Annotated in this window: 15 protein-coding genes; 7 read left to right on the plus strand and 8 right to left on the minus strand. The window is 65.4% G+C overall.

Annotated features, from left to right (window positions below; genetic code table 11):
• Window positions 1–6 precede the first annotated feature (6 nt).
• Complete coding sequence (gene hisS, locus IP83_RS06480; RefSeq protein ID WP_082364540.1) at window positions 7–1,344, minus strand: histidine--tRNA ligase; 1,338 nt, start codon at window positions 1,342–1,344, stop codon at window positions 7–9.
• 118 nt (window positions 1,345–1,462) lie between these two features.
• On the opposite strand from hisS, the gene IP83_RS06485 reads away from it, so the two are divergent.
• The 3 genes from IP83_RS06485 (at window position 1,463) to ppa (ending at window position 4,774) form a co-directional block, all read left to right on the plus strand.
• On the plus strand, window positions 1,463–3,457 hold the full coding sequence (locus IP83_RS06485) for a M61 family metallopeptidase (RefSeq protein ID WP_197274300.1): 1,995 nt from the start codon (window positions 1,463–1,465) through the stop codon (window positions 3,455–3,457).
• A 1-nt stretch (window position 3,458) separates the two neighbouring features.
• On the plus strand, window positions 3,459–4,145 hold the full coding sequence (locus IP83_RS06490; protein ID WP_231624935.1) for a DUF1345 domain-containing protein: 687 nt from the start codon (window positions 3,459–3,461) through the stop codon (window positions 4,143–4,145).
• A 95-nt stretch (window positions 4,146–4,240) separates the two neighbouring features.
• The gene (gene ppa / locus IP83_RS06495) at window positions 4,241–4,774 is read left to right on the plus strand and encodes an inorganic diphosphatase (protein WP_054121397.1); all 534 of its coding nucleotides are present in this window, start codon (window positions 4,241–4,243) and stop codon (window positions 4,772–4,774) included.
• Between the two features lie 27 nt (window positions 4,775–4,801).
• Here ppa and IP83_RS06500 read toward each other — a convergent pair whose 3' ends face one another.
• Window positions 4,802–6,148: a TldD/PmbA family protein gene (locus IP83_RS06500; RefSeq protein WP_054121398.1), complete on the minus strand. Its 1,347-nt coding sequence runs from the start codon at window positions 6,146–6,148 to the stop codon at window positions 4,802–4,804.
• 67 nt (window positions 6,149–6,215) lie between these two features.
• Window positions 6,216–6,713 carry a hypothetical protein gene (locus IP83_RS06505; protein ID WP_231624936.1) on the minus strand — a complete coding sequence of 166 codons (498 nt, stop codon included), beginning with the start codon at window positions 6,711–6,713 and terminating at the stop codon, window positions 6,216–6,218.
• Between the two features lie 72 nt (window positions 6,714–6,785).
• On the opposite strand from IP83_RS06505, the gene lptB reads away from it, so the two are divergent.
• Window positions 6,786–7,553, plus strand: coding sequence for an LPS export ABC transporter ATP-binding protein (gene lptB, locus IP83_RS06510; RefSeq protein ID WP_054121491.1), 768 nt, complete (start codon window positions 6,786–6,788; stop codon window positions 7,551–7,553).
• Between the two features lie 44 nt (window positions 7,554–7,597).
• Window positions 7,598–9,130: an RNA polymerase factor sigma-54 gene (rpoN, locus tag IP83_RS06515; RefSeq protein WP_054121399.1), complete on the plus strand. Its 1,533-nt coding sequence runs from the start codon at window positions 7,598–7,600 to the stop codon at window positions 9,128–9,130.
• A 9-nt stretch (window positions 9,131–9,139) separates the two neighbouring features.
• Here the strand turns inward: rpoN and IP83_RS06520 are convergent, their stop codons facing one another.
• The 4 genes from IP83_RS06520 to IP83_RS06535 are packed head-to-tail and all read right to left on the minus strand — an operon-like array spanning window position 9,140 to window position 15,385.
• Window positions 9,140–9,988 (minus strand): phosphodiesterase, encoded by an 849-nt coding sequence (locus tag IP83_RS06520; RefSeq protein ID WP_054121400.1) that lies wholly within the window; start codon window positions 9,986–9,988, stop codon window positions 9,140–9,142.
• A 19-nt stretch (window positions 9,989–10,007) separates the two neighbouring features.
• The gene (locus IP83_RS06525) at window positions 10,008–11,891 is read right to left on the minus strand and encodes a cytochrome c3 family protein (RefSeq protein WP_054121401.1); all 1,884 of its coding nucleotides are present in this window, start codon (window positions 11,889–11,891) and stop codon (window positions 10,008–10,010) included.
• 8 nt (window positions 11,892–11,899) lie between these two features.
• Window positions 11,900–12,805 (minus strand): hypothetical protein, encoded by a 906-nt coding sequence (locus IP83_RS06530; protein ID WP_054121402.1) that lies wholly within the window; start codon window positions 12,803–12,805, stop codon window positions 11,900–11,902.
• A gap of 3 nt (window positions 12,806–12,808) precedes the next feature.
• Complete coding sequence (locus IP83_RS06535) at window positions 12,809–15,385, minus strand: cyclic nucleotide-binding domain-containing protein (RefSeq protein WP_082364541.1); 2,577 nt, start codon at window positions 15,383–15,385, stop codon at window positions 12,809–12,811.
• Window positions 15,386–15,647: 262 nt separating this feature from the next.
• On the opposite strand from IP83_RS06535, the gene IP83_RS06540 reads away from it, so the two are divergent.
• Both IP83_RS06540 and ctrA read left to right on the plus strand, forming a co-directional pair.
• Window positions 15,648–16,676, plus strand: a complete 1,029-nt coding sequence (locus IP83_RS06540) for a tetratricopeptide repeat protein (RefSeq protein WP_054121492.1) — start codon at window positions 15,648–15,650, stop codon at window positions 16,674–16,676.
• Window positions 16,677–16,939: 263 nt separating this feature from the next.
• Window positions 16,940–17,641, plus strand: coding sequence for a response regulator transcription factor CtrA (gene ctrA / locus IP83_RS06545; protein WP_054121404.1), 702 nt, complete (start codon window positions 16,940–16,942; stop codon window positions 17,639–17,641).
• 77 nt (window positions 17,642–17,718) lie between these two features.
• Here ctrA and IP83_RS06550 read toward each other — a convergent pair whose 3' ends face one another.
• Window positions 17,719–18,555: a helix-turn-helix transcriptional regulator gene (locus IP83_RS06550; RefSeq protein ID WP_082364553.1), complete on the minus strand. Its 837-nt coding sequence runs from the start codon at window positions 18,553–18,555 to the stop codon at window positions 17,719–17,721.
• Window positions 18,556–18,643: the final 88 nt, after the last annotated feature.

Genomic DNA, 18,643 nt, shown 5'->3' on the forward strand with positions numbered 1-18,643 from the left:
CGTCGCTTACGACTTCTCGGCGATCAAGATCGACTCAAAGGCGACAATGCCGTCCTGATTGCTGATCTCGAACATTGAACGCATTGCATCATCGACCCGCGAGAGCAGATCGGAAAAAAGCTTGGTCTCACTGGGGACAAACCGCACAACAGAGGTTCCGACCGGGCTGTTGACCGCCGAACTCAGAGTGCAAACGTAGTCGGGCTCGTCTTTCCTCGCTTTCGCAAAGCGCTTCTTTGGTGAACCAGAGTTGTAGATCTCGACGGAGATACCATGTGCGCGAAGTAGGCGCGCGATTTTGATCGCTGCCAAGGATTGGTCTCCATCCTCGACAACGATTGCCACTTCGGCTTTCGACTCAATCTTGTCCCCCACCAGCATCGCCAGCCGCTCGATCCCCGCGGCCCAGCCGACCGCCGGGGTGTGGGGCCCGCCGAGCGCCTCGATCAGCCCGTCATAGCGCCCGCCGCCGAGCACGGTGCCTTGCGCGCCAAGCCGGTCGGTGACGAATTCGAACGCGGTGTGGCGATAGTAGTCCAGCCCCCGCACCAGCGTTGGGGCGCGCGTCCAGGCCACGCCAGCGGCATCCAGCCCCGCCGTTACCTTGCCGAAGAAGTCCTGCGCCTCGTCCGAAAGGTATGCGTCGATCTTGGGTGCATCCGCCGTGAAAACCTTGTCGCGTGGGTCCTTGCTGTCGAGGATGCGCAGCGGGTTCTTCTCGAGGCGTTCCTGCGAATCCTCGCTGAGGTCGCCCTTCACCGCGCGGAAGTAGTCGATCAGCGCTGCGCGCCACGCCTCGCGGCTGGGGGCATCGCCCAGCGTGTTGAGCTGCAGCGTCACGCCGTCGGCAATGCCCAGTTCGCGCAGGATCTGGTCGGCCATCACCAGCAGTTCGACATCTGCCTGCGGTTCGCCCGCGCCGAGGATTTCGGCGTCGATCTGGTGGAACTGGCGGTAGCGACCCTTCTGCGGACGTTCATAGCGGAACAGCGGGCCGTGCGTCGCCAGCTTCAAGGGCGCATGCTGCTGCCAGCCATTGGTGAGATAGGCGCGCGCGATGCCGGCGGTGAATTCCGGGCGCAGAGTGAGCGATTCCCCGCCGCGGTCCTCGAAGCTGTACATTTCCTTGGAAACGACATCGGTCGTCTCGCCCAGGCTGCGGCTGAACACGGCGGTCTTTTCGAACACCGGCATTTCGGCACGGCGGAAGCGGTAGAGCCGACGGACACGCTCGAAGGTCTCCACCACGAAGGCGAAGGCCTCGGCATCGGGGCCGAAGATATCCTGCGTCCCGCGGATGGCTTGCGGGGTAGCTGGTGCGGATTTGGTCTTGTCGCTGCTCATGATTGCCCGCGCGATTAGCGGGAATGTCGGCGCGGGGAAAGGGTCTGCACCTTTGCGCGCAAAGAGGCCGGAGCGCCTGCCGGTTGCAGTCCGCAAGGGATCGCGCCATGAAGCGGCGATGATTACTTCCAAGAAGCGCCCGACGCGCCCTGTCGCCCTGCTGACTTTTGCCGCAGCCTTGCTTGCCACCACCAGCCCGATCTGCGCGCAGGTCCAGCCGTCCTCGAACAGCCGGCCCATGGCGGTGCCGATCGCACAGACCATCCCGGACGCGCAGGACACGCCCTGGCCCGGCACGATCCAGCTCGCGATCGATGCCAGCGATACCACCACCGGCGCCTACCGCGTGACCGAGACGATCCCAGTGCTACAGGGCACGACACGGCTCACGCTGCTCCATCCCGAATGGCTGCCGGGCAACCATGGACCGAAGGGCACGATCGCGGAACTGCTCGACATCCGCTTCCGCGCGGGCGGCCAGCTGCTGAGCTGGACGCGCGATCCGGTCGATGTGTTTGCCTTCCACGTCGATGTACCGGCTGGCGCGTCCGAGATCACCGCGACGTTCATCCACACCTCGCCGCTGCGTGAAAGCGAGGGGCGCATCACGATGACGCGCGAGATGCTCAACCTGCAGTGGGAGAAGATGAGCCTCTATCCTGCCGGGCATTATGTACGGCAGATCAAGGTGAAGCCCACGGTGACGTTCCCGGCGAACTGGCAGGTGTTCACCGCACTCGATGGCAAGTCGGCTAACGGCAATGTCGTGACCTGGAGCGAGACCGACTACGAGACGCTGGTCGATTCGCCGATCTTCGCCGGACTTTATGCGGACCGGCATGACCTCGGGAAAGGCGTCTACCTCGATCTCGTGGCCGACAAGCCGGAGCTCCTCAAGATCGCGCCCGAGAACCTGCAGACCTACCGCAACCTCGTCGACGAGGCGCTGCTGGCCTACGGCTCGAAGCACTTCGATCACTACGACCTGCTGCTGGCGCTGACCGACCGCATGGGCGGCATCGGGCTGGAGCATCACCGGTCGAGCGAGAACCAGTACGAGCCGCGCACCCTTGTCGATTGGGCGGCGGGCGACTGGGACCGCAACGTCGTGCCGCACGAGCTGTCGCATTCGTGGGATGGCAAGTTCCGCCGCCCGGCCAAGCTGTGGACGCCGGACTACCGCGTGCCGATGCAGGACAACCTGCTGTGGGTCTATGAAGGGCAGAACCAGTTCTGGGGCCTCGTCCTCGCCGCGCGTTCGGGCGTCCAGAGCAAGGAGCAGGTGCTCGGCCAGTTCGCCAACTATGCTGGCTCGTTCACCCAGTATCCGGGGCGCGAATGGCGCTCGGTCGAGGATACCACCCACGACCCGATCGTGGCAAACCGGAAGGCCAAGCCGTTCTCCTCGCTCGCGCGGAACGAGGAATACTACACCGAAGGCGCGCTGATCTGGCTGGAGGCCGAGGCGATCATCCGCGACGGCACCGGCGGCAAGAAGGGCATGGACGATTTCGCCAAGGCCTTCTTCGGCATGCGGGACGGCGATTGGGGCTCGCTGACTTACGAGCTGTCCGACGTGATCCAGACGCTCAATACGATTTATCCCTACGACTGGGCCGGCTTCATCAAGACCCGCGTCCAGACCCCGGGCCAGCCCTCGCCGCTCGGCGGGATCGAGCGCGGCGGCTACAAGCTGGCGTGGAAGGAAGAGCCCAACCCCTATGACAAGGCACGCATGGCGGCGGCGAAATACATCTCGCTCAACCATTCGATCGGCCTTGCCATCGACAACGACGGCAAGATCACCGGCAGCCGCTGGGATGGCCCGGCGTTCAAGGCGGGGCTGGTAACGGGGATGCAGATCATCTCGGTCAACGGCAAGACCTACGATCAGGAGACGATCAAGGCCGCGATCACCGCCGCCAAGGGCACCAACATGCCGATCGACCTGATCGTTAAGCGCGACGATCTGGTTCGTCCGATCCGCATCGAATACCACGACGGCCTGCGCTGGCCGTGGCTGGAGCGCGCCGCTCCGGGGACCGCGCCGACCGGGCTCGACAAGCTGCTGGCACCGCGCGCGGCGGTGGCCAAGAAGGCAGCGGCGAAGTAAGGTGGGGAAGCGCGGCGATGCTGGAGAACAGCAGGCCGCACTGCGGTTCGGCCAGCGCATTGCCCCGCCGCGTTTCGTGCTGTTCTTGGGGCTGCTGATCGGCGGTTTTGCCGCGCGCGGCTGGATGACGGGCTACGCCGATCTGGCCGATGCGCTGGTCGTCGGGTTCGATTTCGCGGTCACCGGCTTCCTTCTTTCGCTGATCCCGCTGCTGCGAGAATGCAAGAAGGAGACGATGCGGCGTCATTCGGAGGAGAACGACGCCAACCGGACCGTGGTCCTCGCGGTCAGCACGCTGATCACGCTGGTGGTCATGGCGGCCATTGCCGGCGAATTGCCTGCAGCAAAGCATGGCGAACCGGGCGCGCTGCTCCGCCTGATCGTCACATTGCTGCTGACCTGGCTCTTCGCCAATGTGGTCTATGCGCTGCACTACGCCCACGAGTATTATCGTGCCGGGGCGGTTCCGGGAGAGGATGCCGGGGGGCTGGAGTTCCCCGGCAGCGGGCATCCCGATTACTTCGACTTCGCCTACTTTTCGCTGACCCTCGGGATGACGTTCCAGACGTCCGATGTGGAAATTTCATCCCGCACGATTCGTCGGATCGTCACCGCGCATTCCTTCGCCGCGTTCATTTTCAACATCGGCGTGATTGCCTTCACGATCAACGGGATCGGCGGAATCTAGCCATTTTGCCCCACGTTCATGTTGCGGCGCACAAAGCGCGGCGCTAGAGCACGCGCGCAAGTTCCACCGGCCGCAGCGCCCAGCGAAAGCATCCCATGCGCATCGACATGATCCCCACCGGCGAGAATCCGCCTGAAACGCTCAACGTGATCATCGAAGTGCCCGTGGGCGGCGAGCCGGTGAAGTACGAGTTCGACAAGGCCTCTGGCGCGCTGTTCGTGGACCGCATCCTGCATACCCCGATGCGCTATCCGGCGAACTACGGCTTCGTGCCGCACACGCTTTCGCCCGATGGCGATCCGCTCGATGCGCTGGTGATCGCGCGCTCGCCGTTCGTCCCCGGCTCGGTCGTGCGCGCCCGTCCGATCGCGGTGCTCAACCTTGAAGACGAGCACGGCGGCGACGAAAAGCTGGTCTGCGTCCCCGACGACAAGACCTTCCCCTACTACCGCGACGTCGCCGAAAAGAGCGACCTGCCCGAGATCGTGCTGCAGCAGATCGAGCACTTCTTCACCCACTACAAGGACCTCGAAAAGGAAAAGTGGGTCCGCGTCGGCAAGTGGGGCGGCGCCGAAGATGCCAAGCGCATCACGATCGAAGCGATCGAGCGGGCCAAGGCCGCCAAGTAATCTGGTTTTGAGGGCGCTGCTGCGCCCTCAATCACCCGCGACGCTGAGGCCGTCGATCATGAGCGTGGGCACATCGATCCCGCGCCAGGTTTCAAGGTCGTCCGCCGCGACCAGCCGCGCGAACATGTCGATCAGGTTCCCGGCCACGGTGAACTCTGCAATCGGCGCGGCGATTTCGCCATTGACGATGCGGAAGCCCGAGGCGCCGCGGCTGTAGTCGCCGGTCACGCCGTTGACGCCGTGGCCGATCAGCTCGGTCACGTAGATCCCGTCCTTGATGTCGCCCAGCAGCGCACTGCGGCTGACAGTGCCCGGCTGCAGCACGAGATTGCCCGCGGTCACATGCGGTGCGCCTGATCCGCCGCGCGAGGCATGGCCGGTGGGCGTCGCACCGAGCTGGCGTGCCGCGGCGGAATCCATCAGCCAGCCGGTGAGGCGGCCATCCTCGACCAGATTGCGTGCGCCTGTCGGCAGCCCTTCGCCGTCGAACGGGCGCGAGCGGGGGCCGCGCTGGCGCAGCGGGTCCTCGCTGATGGTGATCGCGGCAGCGAAGATCTGCGCGCCGTCCTTGTCGAGCAGGAAGCTCGCGCGGCGGGCGATGGCCGAACCCGACATCGCACCGAGCAGGTGGCCGACGAGCGAGCTGCCGACGCGCGGATCGAACACGATCGGATAAGTGCCGCTCTTGACCCGGCCCGGATTGATGCGGGCGACAGTTCGCTCGCCCGCCTCGCGGCCGATTTCGGCGGGCGATAACAGGTCTGCGATGTGGCGGGCGCTGCGCCAGGAATAGTCGCGCTGCATGCCGCTGTCGGTTCCGGCGAGCACGCTGGCCGAGCGGCCGTGGCTGGTTGCGGCATAGGCGCCGCTGAAGCCGTGGCTGGTGGCAAGCGCGACCACGCCCCGTCCCGCGCTGGCGCTGCCGCCCTCGCTGTTGGTGACGCCGGGAACCGCGCGGGCAGCATCTTCGGCTTCCTCGGCCCAGCGCCGCAGCGTCTGCGGATCGGGCTCGTATTCATCGACAAGATCGAGTTCGGGCGGAGCAGTGCGAAGCAGCAGCTCTTGCGGCGCAAGGCCGGCGAACTTGTCGGAAGGAGCGGCGCGCGCCATGTCGACCGCGCGGCTGGCCAGTTCGTCGAGCGCGCCGTCTGCCAGGTCTGTCGATCCAATGGAAGCCGAGGCGCCGCCGACGAAGACGCGCAGGCCGATATGTTCGGACTCGGAACGCTCGACATCTTCCAGCGCGCCGAGGCGCACCGAGACAGCTTCGGACGAATCGGCGATATAGACGGCATCGCCCGCTTCAGCGCCGGCCTTGCGCGCGCGCTCGATCAGCGCGTGGCAGCGCTCCTGGGCCTCTTGGGGGGACAGCATCGGGAAACGGGCCTTTCAGCAGATCAGTGTCAGGCCTCGCATATAGGTGCCGCCGCGCGGCGGGCAATCAGAACAGCGTGACGAGCAGCCGGAACACCGCCGCGAGCAGGAACGGCAGGCCGATCGCGACCGCCCAGGTAGCCATCTGATCGCGGCGGAAATCGCTGCGGCGCGCCGGATCGGCCGCTTCGCTATCGCTTAGGGCCTCCCAGCGGCGCTCGAAGTGGCGGAACATCGGGATGACGCCTGCGACCAGCACAACCAGCGCCATCATGGGCAACATCGAACCGCTCGAGCCTTCAAGCGTACGCAAGGTCACGAAGATCTGGAGGCTGGTATAGACAAGCAGGCTGTAGGCGACGGTGTCGCTCATCCGTTTGCGCCAATCGAGTGCATGGCCCTGCATCGCCGTGCCTTCGCTTCCCAGACCCGCAGCAATACCCTTGCGCATCGGTGGTGCCCCCGTTTTCACACTCTCCACCACGAGTAAAACACGCATTCGGCCATGTTTCAAGCGCTGCAATATTACCGGGGGTGTGTCGCGCTGCATCCTGCGATCAGCCATGCATAAATCCTGCCAAAGGCGCGCAGACAGGCTTTGCCCGCGCCGCAGACCGGGCTATGGACCTTCTCGATTATGGACGAAACGCCCGCCACCGCGACCAACCATGCCGCTCTGGAACAGGGCGGGCTCGAAGTGGTCTCGATCGCCAAGAGCTACGACAAGCGCGCCGTGCTGACCGACATTTCGCTGTCGGTCGGCAAGGGTGAAGTGCTCGGGCTGCTGGGGCCCAACGGCGCGGGCAAGACGACGTGCTTCTATTCGATCATGGGTCTCGTCCGGCCGGATTCAGGCCGCATCCTGCTCGATGGCGTCGATATCACCCGCCTGCCGATGTATCGCCGCGCGATCCTCGGTCTCGGCTATCTGCCGCAGGAAACCTCGATTTTCCGCGGCATGACGGTCGAGCAGAACATCATGACGGTGCTCGAACTGGTCGAGCCCGACAAGGCGACCCGCGCGGCGGAGCTCGACCGGCTGCTTGATGAATTCGGCCTTACCCGGCTGCGCACCTCGCCCGCGATGGCGCTTTCGGGCGGTGAGCGGCGGCGTTGCGAAATTGCGCGCGCGCTGGCGGCCAATCCCTCGATCATCCTGCTCGACGAACCTTTCGCGGGCATTGATCCGCTCTCGATCAGCGATATCCGCCACCTCGTTATCGATCTCAAGAATCGCGGCATCGGCGTGCTGATCACTGACCACAACGTGCGCGAGACGCTCGATATCGTGGACCGCGCCTGCATCATCTATGGCGGGCAGGTGCTGTTCGCCGGCAGTCCCGAAGCGCTGGTCGCCGATCCCAACGTGCGCCGCCTCTACCTCGGCGAAGGCTTCACCCTGTGATGCCTAAAGACGTGATGCTGCTAGAGACGGGAGGATAGCGGACCATGGCGCTGGGTCCGCGGCTCGACCTCCGCCAGAGCCAATCCCTCGTCATGACCCCGCAGCTCCAGCAGGCAATCAAGCTGCTGGCGCTGTCGAACCTCGAGATCGAGGCCTTCATCGGCGATGCGCTCGATTCGAATCCGCTGCTCGAACTGGGCGAAGGCGCGCCGGAAAGCGGCATCGATGCCGTGTTCGAGGGCGAGCCGGAAAGCCTGCGCCGGACCACGCTCGAATCCTCCCCGGTCGATCAATTGGTCAGCGAAGGTCGTGCAGCGGATGATCGCCCGCTCGATATCGACGCCAGCGCGCTCGACCGGGACCGTGACACGGGAGATGGCACGCGGAGCGACTTCACGGACAGCTTGGGCGATTTCGGCTCGGCCAGCAGCGCCGGGGGTGAGGCGCCCGATATCGACGAGCGCGGCGGGGCAAGCGAGACGCTGGCCGAGCACCTTCATGCCCAGATCGGCGCGGTGACCTCGGATCCGGTGCAGCTGTTTGCCGCGCGCTGGCTGATCGATCAGATCGACGAGGCGGGCTACCTGACAACCACGCTGGGTGAAGCGGGCGAGGCGCTTGGCCTCCCGCAGGCTGCGATGCAGTCGGCGCTCGCCTTGGTTCAGTCGCTCGATCCGACCGGCGTCGGCGCGCGCAACTTGTCCGAATGCATTGCGCTGCAGGCCCGCGAGGCCGACCGCTACGACCCCTGCATGGCGCGCCTGATCGACAATTTCGACCTCCTCGCGCGCGGGGAAATCGCGCGGCTGAAGCGGCTATGCCAGGTCGATGACGAGGACTTTGCCGACATGCTGCGTGAACTGCGCAGTTATGATCCGAAGCCCGGCCTGCGCTTCGGCAGTGGTCCGGCCGAGGCGGTGGTGCCCGATATCCTCGTGCAGGCGGTGGTCGGCGATGACGGCGCGCCGGGATGGGACATCGCGCTCAACCCGGCCACCCTGCCGCGCCTCGTGGTCAACCGGCGCTACTATGTCGAGATGCGCCACGCCTGTGTGGGCAAGGACGCCAAGGCCTGGCTGGGCGAGCGGCTCGCGGATGCCAACTGGCTACTGAAGGCGCTCGACCAGCGGCAGAAGACGATCCTGAAGGTCGCGGCAGAGATCGTGAAGCAGCAGGAGGGCTTCTTCCGCTTGGGCGTCGCGCACTTGAAGCCGCTGACCTTGCGAACTGTGGCGGAGGCGATCTCGATGCATGAATCGACTGTCAGCCGCGTCACTTCGAACAAGTATCTGCACTGTGCACGCGGCACGTTCGAGCTGAAGTACTTCTTCACTTCGGGAGTCGCCTCGGCGGATGGTGACGGCGCGGTTTCGGCAGAAGCGGTGAAGGCGGCGATCCGCCAGCTGATCGATGCCGAGGACCCGAAGGCGGTGCTCTCGGACGATACGCTCGTCGATCTGCTCAAGGCGCGCGGCTTCGATCTGGCGCGGCGGACGGTGGCGAAGTACCGCGAGGCGATCGGGCTGGGCAGTTCGGTGCAGCGCCGGCGGCAGAAGACGCTGGCCGGAGTGCGCTAGACCCTTCTGTCAGCCGGGCCGCTCCGCCAGCATGTGCTGGATCATGTCCTGCAGATTGGCGTCAAAGCGGGCGAGGACCGGGTGCTCCTCCGCCGTTTGCCAGTGCGTGACCAGCTCTCGTCCGTTCCACCAGTGCAGCGCAAAGGCTGGCGGATCGGCCACGATCAGCGGGCGCTGATCGGGCAGGCCGGGATCGATGGGCCTGAGATCGAGCGCGATCTGCGGCGCGGTCGAGGGGCAGGTGGCGACGACAAGGCCTTCCCAATGCGCTGTCACTGCACGGTGGATGTGACCGCAGACGAGGCCGATCACGTTGGTCCGCCCGCGCAGGCAGGCCGCGAGCCGCGCGACCCATGGCTCGGCGGGATCGGTGTTCATCCACGCGATGCCGACTTCGATGGGCGGGTGGTGCTGGACGATCAGCGTCTTGCGCTCCGGCTCGGCATCGAGCTGCGCAGTGAGCCACGCCGCGCGCGCTTCGCAGAACGCGCCGCCGTGGCGGCCTTCCTCAAGCGTATCGAGCACAAGCAGCCGCAGCGACGGCGTCTCGATGGCATAGTGCAGGAAGCCGCCGTCGAACGCCGCCTCGGGAAAGACTGCGGCAAAATTGGCGCGCTCGTCGTGATTGCCGAGCGCGTAGTAGACCGGGAAGGGCAGGCCGGAGAGTGCTTCGCGCAGCCGCTCGTAGCTGTCGCGGTCCCCGCGGTCGATGAGGTCGCCGGTCGCGAGCAGCATGTCGGGCTGCGGAACCATGCTGCGCAATTCCGCCACCACGCGGTCAAGCCTCTGGCGGTTGAACTCGCCGGGGCTGTCGGGCTCGAAGCCGAGGTGGATATCGGTAATCTGCGCTATCAGCATCCGGCGGTCCCCAGGGCGTCTATCGCAGCATCGGCGGATGGCGAGAGCGATCCCAGGCTGCGGTGAGCAGCGCAGGTCCCTTGCGCTTGTCGGCCGGCTTCCACGGTGCGCCGTTGTCCATGTGGTATTCGTGGCACATCGCGCAGCCGGACGCGACCGGTTCCTTGACCGCTGTGGAGGCAAGTTTCGCCCCCCCTTCGCCGACATGGCACGAGCGGCAGCCGCCTTGGCCGTCGATGCCGGGTATCAGCACGGCATCGGCATCGTTCGAGCTGTTTGCCTTGACGTGGCAGGTCACGCATTCGGACTTGTTGTGATCCTTATGGTCGAACCAGCCCTTGTTGTAATAGCGCCCGTTCTGCGCGACTTTCTGCACGGTAAAGCCTGCGGTCGCCGCGCTGCCGCCGCGTCCGATCGTATGGCAGTCATAACACATGCCGCCTTTGCTGAAGACTTGGCGCACGGCCTCGTCCGCCTGCATCGGATAGAAGTGCACCGCGCGGGCATAGTCTGCGGCCGTCGATTGCTGCGACGCTGCGCCCGGGATGCGCCGCGCCAGCCCGCCGAGGCTGGCCGGACGCGGCGGCATGCCGCCCCGGAACGCCGCGCGCAGATCGGCGACCACCTGTTCGGGCTGGCCATGGCGCAAAGTGCGGAAAGTGCCGCCGATCTCGTCGAAGGTCAGCGCGTGGCATGACTGGCAGGCCTTCTCCATCTCCACCGGCTTGAACCGCGCGCCGCCGCTGTCGGTCTGGTGGCAGTCCTTGCAGCCCAGCCCATCATTGGCGGCAAACTCGCCCGGGCGGCGGCGCACCATCTGCGCGATGCCGTTGGTTCTGGAGAGGTGTTGGGCGTGGGTGAACTTGAGCCCGGTGTTTTCCTTCATGCCCTGCTGCCACACGGCGCGCTGGAACATGGGTTTGCCGTCCCCGCCGATCCCGGCCACGAGCATGGGCCGGAACTGGGGATGGGCCGTTCCGAAATCGGCGGCATCGGCGATCTTCGTGTCGGGCAAGCGCGTTTTCAGTCCATCGTGGCAGGTGGTGCAGAATTGCTGCTGCGTGGCAGGCATAGCACCCGCACCCTCGTGCTCGGTGTGACAATCGACACACCTTCCGGCGGGCTTGTTGAAGGCGCTCGCGACCGTGCGCTGGAATCCGGCGAATCCGGTCGGCTCGCCGCGCGCCTTCAAAAGCCGGGCGCCATCGGCGATGTGCTGGTGGGCATCCTGCGTGTGGCAGGTCATGCAGGCATTGTCGCGCACCGCCACGAAGGGCTTTACATGGCAGGCTTGGCAATCGCCGCCGAGGTTCTTGTGGGCGAGGCTGAGGTTGCCCGAGGACCACGCCAGGTCGCCATGAATGCCCGCCGGCCGACGCGCATCCTTGTGCAGCGCAAGCGGCTGGTAGGTCGCCCACGACCAGATCGGCACCGCAAGGAACGCCAGCAGCATCAGCGCGGCAAAGCCCCATGCGGACAGGCGCTTGCCGGGGAGCAGCTTCTGCAGCGTATAGGCGCTGCCGATGTCGATGGCCTCGGCGCTTTCCGAGACGGCTTCCACGCGGCGCACGGTGAAGGCCGGAAGGCCGCTCTCGGCTTCGCGCGCCAGCGTGATGCGATGGCCGCCGAAGGCAAGCTCGGCACCTGTGGCGACTTCGAGTTCGCTCGACGTGGTCGAGCGGCCATTGACCGTAAAGGGTTGCGCGCCGATCGATTCGATCAGCAGCGTATCGGCATCGATCGCGTGGATCCGGGCATGGCGGGGATCGACGGCAAGGTCGGGCAGGTGAATGCCAGAAGACCCGTCGCGGCCGATGACGAGAACGGGTTCCTCGACGACCGCGCGCCGGACGATCTCCTCCCCGCTGGACTTGAGCGCAATCTGGCGGACGACATAGCTCATGGGCGCGCTCACCAGTAGAAGAAGACGCTGACGATATGCGCGGAGAGCGCGGCGATCAGCGCGAAGGTCATGGGGACGTGGACGTAGAGCCAGGCTTGCAGCCAGCCCTTGATCCTGAGATGCCGCCTGAGGCGCGCCAACATGGCTTCCTTGCGGGTAAGCAGCGCGTCCACCTTGTCGAGCGGATCATCGGCCACGCGCGGCCGATGCGCCCGCAGACGGCGGAGTTCGCTCGCCGCCTCGCGCGTTGCGTCACCGGGGTAGCGCCCGGTCAGCCGGTTGATGATCGAGCCGGTGAACGGGTCCTGCTCAAGGCTGTGGTCGACGAGGATGGCGCACTCCCGGTCGAGCGGCTGGGCGGCGTCATGGAGCTGTCGGTCGAGCGAGCGCAGCGCTTCGACCATCTGCTTCTCGGTGATCGCGCCTTCCGCATCATAGCGGTTGGCGGAGAGTGCGCGGGGCAGGGTGGCATAGGCCGTCACCCCGAAGATGCCCGAGACGATCACGATCATCATCAACGCCCAAGCCAGCGTGTGGACGTTCCAACCGAAGGCGAAGCCCGAATGGAGGGTGCCGATCACGATCAGCAGCACGCCGAGCCAGACGTGGGCGGAGGTCCATGCCTTCAGCGACCAGCGCCCCGGCGTGATCGCGCGCTTGCGCATGCCGAGTGCGGTCAGCCACAGGATGAGCAGCGCGCCCACGGTGCCGAGCGTGTAGCCCAGCCAGCTCGAGCCGAAGTGGTGCGGCGGCAGCGGCACGAAAATGTAGAGCAGGATCAGCGCAGCGGCGAGCGCGGCGGATATCTTGATCCACCTGCCGCTCTTGTGGACGAGGAAGCCCTCGTGCGTGCTCTGCCGCTCGCGCGTGGCGCCGGTGCGGCGGCGGGAGGTGGGGGCCGGGGTGCTTGCCATGGCTCAGGCCCCTTCGTTTTCAAGGCGGGCGACGGTCAGGAACTCGTCGGGCGAGACGCGGATCGCGGCCCCCGTCGGGCAGGCGCGCACGCAGCTCGGGCCGCCTTCGATGCCGGCGCACATGTCGCACTTGATCGCCTTCTTGCGGTCGAGCGCTTCGTCGATGGCCGGGTCGCCGGTGTATTTGGTGTTCTTCTTCGACCATTTGTACGGCGGCTCGCCCGGCCCCGGCCCGCTGCCGAAGAACAGCCATGAGAGGAGCGAGGGTTTCTTCGGCGGCACCTTGTCCATGCGGATCACGCCATAGGGGCAATTGCGCTGGCAGTTGCCGCAGCCGATGCAGGTGTCGTTGATGAAGACCTCGCCGTCCGCCCCGCGGTGGATCGCGTTGGGCGGGCAATCGGCCATGCAATGCGGATGCTCGCAGTGGCGGCATGACGTCGGCACGTGGAGATGCGCGAAGCTCTTGCCTGCCTCGCGGTCAAGCCGGGAAAGGCCATCGTGGCTGTCGGCGCAGGCCTTCTCGCAGTTGTCGCAGCCGACGCAGAGCCGTTCATCGATGAGGAGAACGTCGGTCGCCTCACCGAGGCCCTGGCTGACGAGGAACTTGGCCTGCTCCGAATAGAGATCGACGACGCCGGAGAAACCGTCCTTCTTCGATTCGACGAAAGCATTGGTCGCGCGCCGCGCTTCCATGTCCTTGCGCGCACGCTCCAGCAGCGCCGGCTTGGCCGCAAGCACCCGCGCGAACGCCTCGCCGTCGATCTTGATCACTTCGCTCTTGATCGCCGCACGCACGGTGGCGGTGCGCTGCCCGCCATCGATCAGCGCCATCTCGCCGACATAGGAACCCGCCGGAAGGTAGGAGAGGAACACCGGCTTCCCGCCGACGACTTTCTCGACGATGATCGAGCCGACGCGGATGACGTAAATGTCCTTGTCGTCGGCGCCTTCGGTGATGATCGCCTCGCCCGCGCGTACGCCCATGATCTTGGCGGTATCGACGACTTCGCGCACGTCGTCCGGCGTGAGACCGGAGCCGAACATCTGCAGCAGTTGCCGTTCGGTCGAAATGCGCTCGAGCGTCCGCCGGGCGCTCGGTACCTGGCTCTGCAGCTTGAGCGCGGCGTTGCGGCTGATCTCGACGCAGATACAGTCGCTCGCTGCAACCACCGTCGCGCCGCGCCGCCGCCCGGAAATGAGGCCGACTTCACCGAAGATCGAGCCCTTCTGGATCGGCACGACCTTGCTTGGATCATTGGCATCGATCCGCACGTTCACCGATCCATCGGCAATGGCAAAGAGCGAGGAGCCGGGATCGTTCTTCTCGAAGATCGTATCGCCCGCCTTGTAGAAGCGGGCATCCGAATCGAGCATGAACTCGCGGAGCTGCAGCGTGGTCATGCCGTTCAGGATGGCGATATTGGTGCGCAGCAGTTCCAGCCATTCAGCCACGCTGCGCTTGCCGGGCAGGCTGGCGAACTTGGCTTCGAGCAGCGGCTCGTCCGCCGGCTTGAGGTCCGCGTTGCCGTTGATGAACTCGATGACGTCGTAGCCCTGGTTCATGCAGTGCTTGATCAGCGGATAGCCAGCCAGCGCGCCGATCACGAAGATGCCGGGCGCGGTCGATTCGAACTGCGGCGAAAGCGTGGGGAAAGCGAGCCGATCATTGCTCGCAAACTCGATCCCGCAGCCCTCGACGAAGCCGCGCGGCGGGGCCGAGCCGATGCGCGCGATGATGCGGTCGCAGCGGATGCGCTCCTCGCCGTCTCGCGTGTTGAGCGTGATCCAGCCCGGCTCGATGGCCTTGGTCTCGGTCTCGTAGCGGATGGTGAGCTTGCCCGCCGCGTCATCCTCGACCAGCGCCTTGGCATTGGGCTCCTTGGCCGTGGCAAAACTTTCGCGCACGTTTGCCGATTTAGGCGAGCGGTTGAGAATGGTGACGACATTGCCCTGCGCCGAATCTTCGGCAAGCCCGCGCGCGTTTTCGATCCCCGCGTCGCCGGTGCCGACCACGACAATGTGCTCGTCCAGCACCGCATAGGGATCGTCGAGCTGATAGGTCACGTGCGGCAGGTCCGCGCCCGGGCAGCGCATCAGGTTGGGGTTGCCCTGCGTGCCGATGGCGAGCACGACCGAATCGGCCATCACCACTTCGCCGTTCGTCAAGGTGATCGCATAGGGCGGGGCGTGGCGCTGCAGTTCGGTTGTGGTGGTCGATCCGTCGCGCGCGCGGGTGACAATCTTCTGGATCGAGCCTTCGATGGCGGGGCCTGTGCCTTTGATCGATTTGACTTCGGCGTTGTACTTCACATTGACGCCGAGTTCCTCGGTCCGCTTGTTCCAGCGGCCCAGGATGTCCTCGCGCTTGCCGGCATCGAATTCCTGATCGGAGCGCAGCACGAGTTGGGACGGCGTTGCCATCACGTGCTTGCCCTTCTGGTACTTGTAGATCGTGTCGGAAAGGTGGTCGGTCTTTTCGAGCAGGACATGCGCAAGGCCGAGCTGCGCCGCGCGGCTCGCCGCACTCATGCCAGCGGGGCCTGATCCGATGATTGCAACCTTATGGACTTCGCTCACCGGTGCACGCCCCCCGCGCTGCCTGACACGGACCCCTGTTGGCTGGCCCTGTGCCCTGTTTTCCGATTTGCGCCCCTGTTTGCATTGGAGTTTAGCCGATGCACCGTGCTTTGCCAGCCGCAATTTAGCCGGGCTGGTACGCCAATCTGTTCCGATCCGGCGCGAGGCAATCCGCTGCGCCGCCGCTTGCATGGTGCGGGGGGCTGGGGATATGCCCGACAATATGGGGACGCGCCTGAACCGGCGCACAAGGGAGCATGTGATGACCGAGGCCGAATCCAAGCCGACCCCAGATCCTGCCTCCTCGTCTGCCGCTTCAACCAGCAAACCGTCCGGTCGTGGCGGGCGCATCGTGCTTGTGCTCGCGGCGGTTGTCGCGCTCAGTGCCGGTGGTGTCGCGGTCTGGCGCGGGCAGCGCGATGCCGAGATCATCGCCCAGCCACCTGCGCCCACCGAAAGTCAGGCGCCTTCGGTCGATGATGTGATCACTCGCCTGGAGGCACGGCTCAAGGCCAAGCCCGACGATGCGGAGGGCTGGCGCATGCTCGGCTGGTCCTACTTCCAGACCGAGCGCTACGCCGAAGCGGCGACCGCGTTGAAGGAAGCGACCAAGCTCGATGACACCCACGCCGAGACGTACTCCTTCCTCGGCGAGTCGCTCGTGCTGGCGAGCAAGAGCGAAGGCAGGATTCCGGCAGACGCACAGGCGGCGTTCAGGAAGGCGCTGAAGCTCGATCCCAAGGATGCGCGGGCGCGGTATTTCCGCGCTGTGGCGATGGATCTGGCGGGCCAGCACCGCAAGGCGATCGATGCGTGGTTCGCGCTGCTCAAGGATACCCCGTCGGATGCGCCCTATGCCGAAGACATCCGCGCGGTGATCAAGAGCGTGGGGGACCGCTACAAGATCCCCTACGAGGAGCGCCTTGCCGCCGCGCAGTTCGCGCCGCCCGCCAGCGGAATGGCCACCAACGGCGCAGCAGTCGCCTCCGGGGCGATCCCCGGGCCGTCTTCGGCAGAGATACAGGCTGCTTCGGCGCTGCCCAAGGGGCAGCAGGAAGCGATGATCCGCGGCATGGTCGATGGGCTCGAAGCCAAGCTCGCGAAGAACCCGGGCAATGCCGATGGCTGGATCATGCTGATGCGCAGCCGCATGCAACTGGGTGAGCCGGCCAAGGCGGCGAAGGCACTCGAAGGCGGGCTTGCGGCCTTCCGCAACGATCTCGCGGGGACCCGCAAGTTGCGCGAAGCGGCCGGTGCGATCGGTGTTCCCGGCGCCGGACCGGGCGGATAAACCGGGAGTTCTTAAAAAAGGTTTCGCCTCGTGATACGCGCCCGGACATCGAGGTTATCCCAGATAAGGGTTCTTAACTGTTGGATGGAAATGGGAAATTGCCATTCTGGGCACAAATTCCAGATAAGTGATATGCGAGGGGTACCGGGCCGTTCGCTTACGATAAATTAACCTTTCATGTTCATTGGTCATATGGTTAATGACGGCGAAGGCCCCGGATGTGGGGCTCAAGCCATCGGGGAATGGCAACAAGGGGCTATCCAATGCGCGTGCTGCTGATCGAGGACGAGCCGACCACGGCCAAGGCGATTGAGCTTATGCTCACCACCGAAGGCTTCAATGTCTATGCAACCGATCTCGGGGAAGAAGGCCTCGATCTCGGCAAGCTCTATGATTACGACATCATCCTGCTCGACCTGAACTTGCCCGACATGCACGGGTACGACGTGCTCAAGAAGCTGCGCGTCGCCAAGGTGCAGACGCCGGTACTCATCCTCTCGGGCATTGCCGAGATGGACTCGAAGGTCCGCTCGTTCGGCTTCGGCGCCGACGACTACGTGACCAAGCCGTTCCACCGCGAAGAGCTGATCGCCCGCATCCACGCCGTGGTGCGCCGCTCGAAGGGTCACTCGCAGTCGGTCATCCGCACCGGCAAGCTTTCGGTCAATCTCGATGCCAAGACGGTCGAGGTCGACAGCGCCCGTGTCCATCTGACGGGCAAGGAATATGCGATGCTCGAGCTGCTTTCGCTGCGCAAGGGCACCACGCTGACCAAGGAAATGTTCCTGAACCACCTCTACGGCGGGATGGACGAACCCGAACTCAAGATCATCGACGTGTTCATCTGCAAGCTGCGCAAGAAGCTTGCCCATGCCTGCGATGGCGAGAACTATATCGAGACGGTCTGGGGCCGCGGCTATGTGCTGCGCGATCCGGACGACAAGCTGGACGTCGAAGCGGCCTGATCCGGCCTCCTGCCCCCCGGCCTCGACCTCCGTGCGCAGCGGCCCGTCAGCAATGGCGGGCCGCTTGCGTTTGGGGATCAGCCGATGCGGTGGAAGGTGTTGGTCTCGAGCTTGGGCATCGTGCTGCCCGCCCAGATGATCGTCTCGGTCATCGACTTGCGATCGCGCGAGACGGTATAGACCCGCGTAGAAACGGGCGCGCCGTCCTTGCCGAGCGTCATCACCAGCGTGCCCGGAGCGGGCTGGCGCAGCGACGCGCTGTCGATGAAGCCCATGTTGCCGGCGGTCGGCACGGGAGCGGCATCAAGCGCTGCGGTCGATTCCGCGTGAAGCGTTCCGCCATCGGCATTGACGATCTCGACCAGGGTGGTCCAGCGCCGATCGGGTGCGACGCTGAAGCTGATGGTGACGGCGCGGGGACGTTCTTCGGCGGGTACAGCGGCCACATCCAGCGCCCAGCGGCCGACCAGCGGCGATCCTTGCGCTGCGGCCACGGCGCTTTGCGGGCGAGCTGCGTTGTAGGGGGCGTCGGCCGCCATCAGCAGCGATCCAGCGGCGATGAGAGGCATGGCGATCAGCATGGCAATCGTTCCTTTCGGTCCTGTCAGCCCACGGCTTGCGGGCTGGACCGGTGCCTCGGACGAAGGCGATGTCATTGCCAGATCAGGATTCTTGTCCCAGTTTTTCTGGGCTCCCAGCTGACGGGCGAGTTCGCGGCTGCTGCCTACGCCGGTCTTGCGCCGCGCATCGCGCAGCCGTTCGTTGATCGAGGCTTCGGTCCGGTCAAGCTGTGCGGCAATCGATTTGATCGTGTGCCCCTCGGCGAGCAGCCGCAGCACTTCCAGCTCGCGCACGTTCAAGGCGTCCGCAAGCGCGCTGGCTTCACGGGAAGGTGTACCCGACAAGCGTTCCATCGCCGACATGGTCCCTCAGTGACCATATGGGCTGCCGGGCGTCCATCCCAATTTTCTTGTCTGGCACGCCAGGTTTGCATACCGGGCA

The organism is Novosphingobium sp. AAP93 (genome assembly GCF_001296055.1).
Lineage (GTDB): Bacteria > Pseudomonadota > Alphaproteobacteria > Sphingomonadales > Sphingomonadaceae > Novosphingobium.

Excerpts from the sequence above, each read along its gene's own strand:
- IP83_RS06550 (WP_082364553.1), bottom strand. The coding sequence starts at position 18,555 with ATGGAACGCTTGTCGGGTACACCTTCCCGTGAAGCCAGCGCGCTTGCG.
- IP83_RS06530 (WP_054121402.1), bottom strand. The coding sequence starts at position 12,805 with ATGGCAAGCACCCCGGCCCCCACCTCCCGCCGCCGCACCGGCGCCACG.
- IP83_RS06485 (WP_197274300.1), top strand. The coding sequence starts at position 1,463 with ATGATTACTTCCAAGAAGCGCCCGACGCGCCCTGTCGCCCTGCTGACT.
- IP83_RS06520 (WP_054121400.1), bottom strand. The coding sequence starts at position 9,988 with ATGCTGATAGCGCAGATTACCGATATCCACCTCGGCTTCGAGCCCGAC.
- IP83_RS06540 (WP_054121492.1), top strand. The coding sequence starts at position 15,648 with ATGACCGAGGCCGAATCCAAGCCGACCCCAGATCCTGCCTCCTCGTCT.
- ppa (WP_054121397.1), top strand. The coding sequence starts at position 4,241 with ATGCGCATCGACATGATCCCCACCGGCGAGAATCCGCCTGAAACGCTC.
- IP83_RS06505 (WP_231624936.1), bottom strand. The coding sequence starts at position 6,713 with ATGGCTGATCGCAGGATGCAGCGCGACACACCCCCGGTAATATTGCAG.
- hisS (WP_082364540.1), bottom strand. The coding sequence starts at position 1,344 with ATGAGCAGCGACAAGACCAAATCCGCACCAGCTACCCCGCAAGCCATC.
- ctrA (WP_054121404.1), top strand. The coding sequence starts at position 16,940 with ATGCGCGTGCTGCTGATCGAGGACGAGCCGACCACGGCCAAGGCGATT.
- rpoN (WP_054121399.1), top strand. The coding sequence starts at position 7,598 with ATGGCGCTGGGTCCGCGGCTCGACCTCCGCCAGAGCCAATCCCTCGTC.
- IP83_RS06500 (WP_054121398.1), bottom strand. The coding sequence starts at position 6,148 with ATGCTGTCCCCCCAAGAGGCCCAGGAGCGCTGCCACGCGCTGATCGAG.
- IP83_RS06525 (WP_054121401.1), bottom strand. The coding sequence starts at position 11,891 with ATGAGCTATGTCGTCCGCCAGATTGCGCTCAAGTCCAGCGGGGAGGAG.
- lptB (WP_054121491.1), top strand. The coding sequence starts at position 6,786 with ATGGACGAAACGCCCGCCACCGCGACCAACCATGCCGCTCTGGAACAG.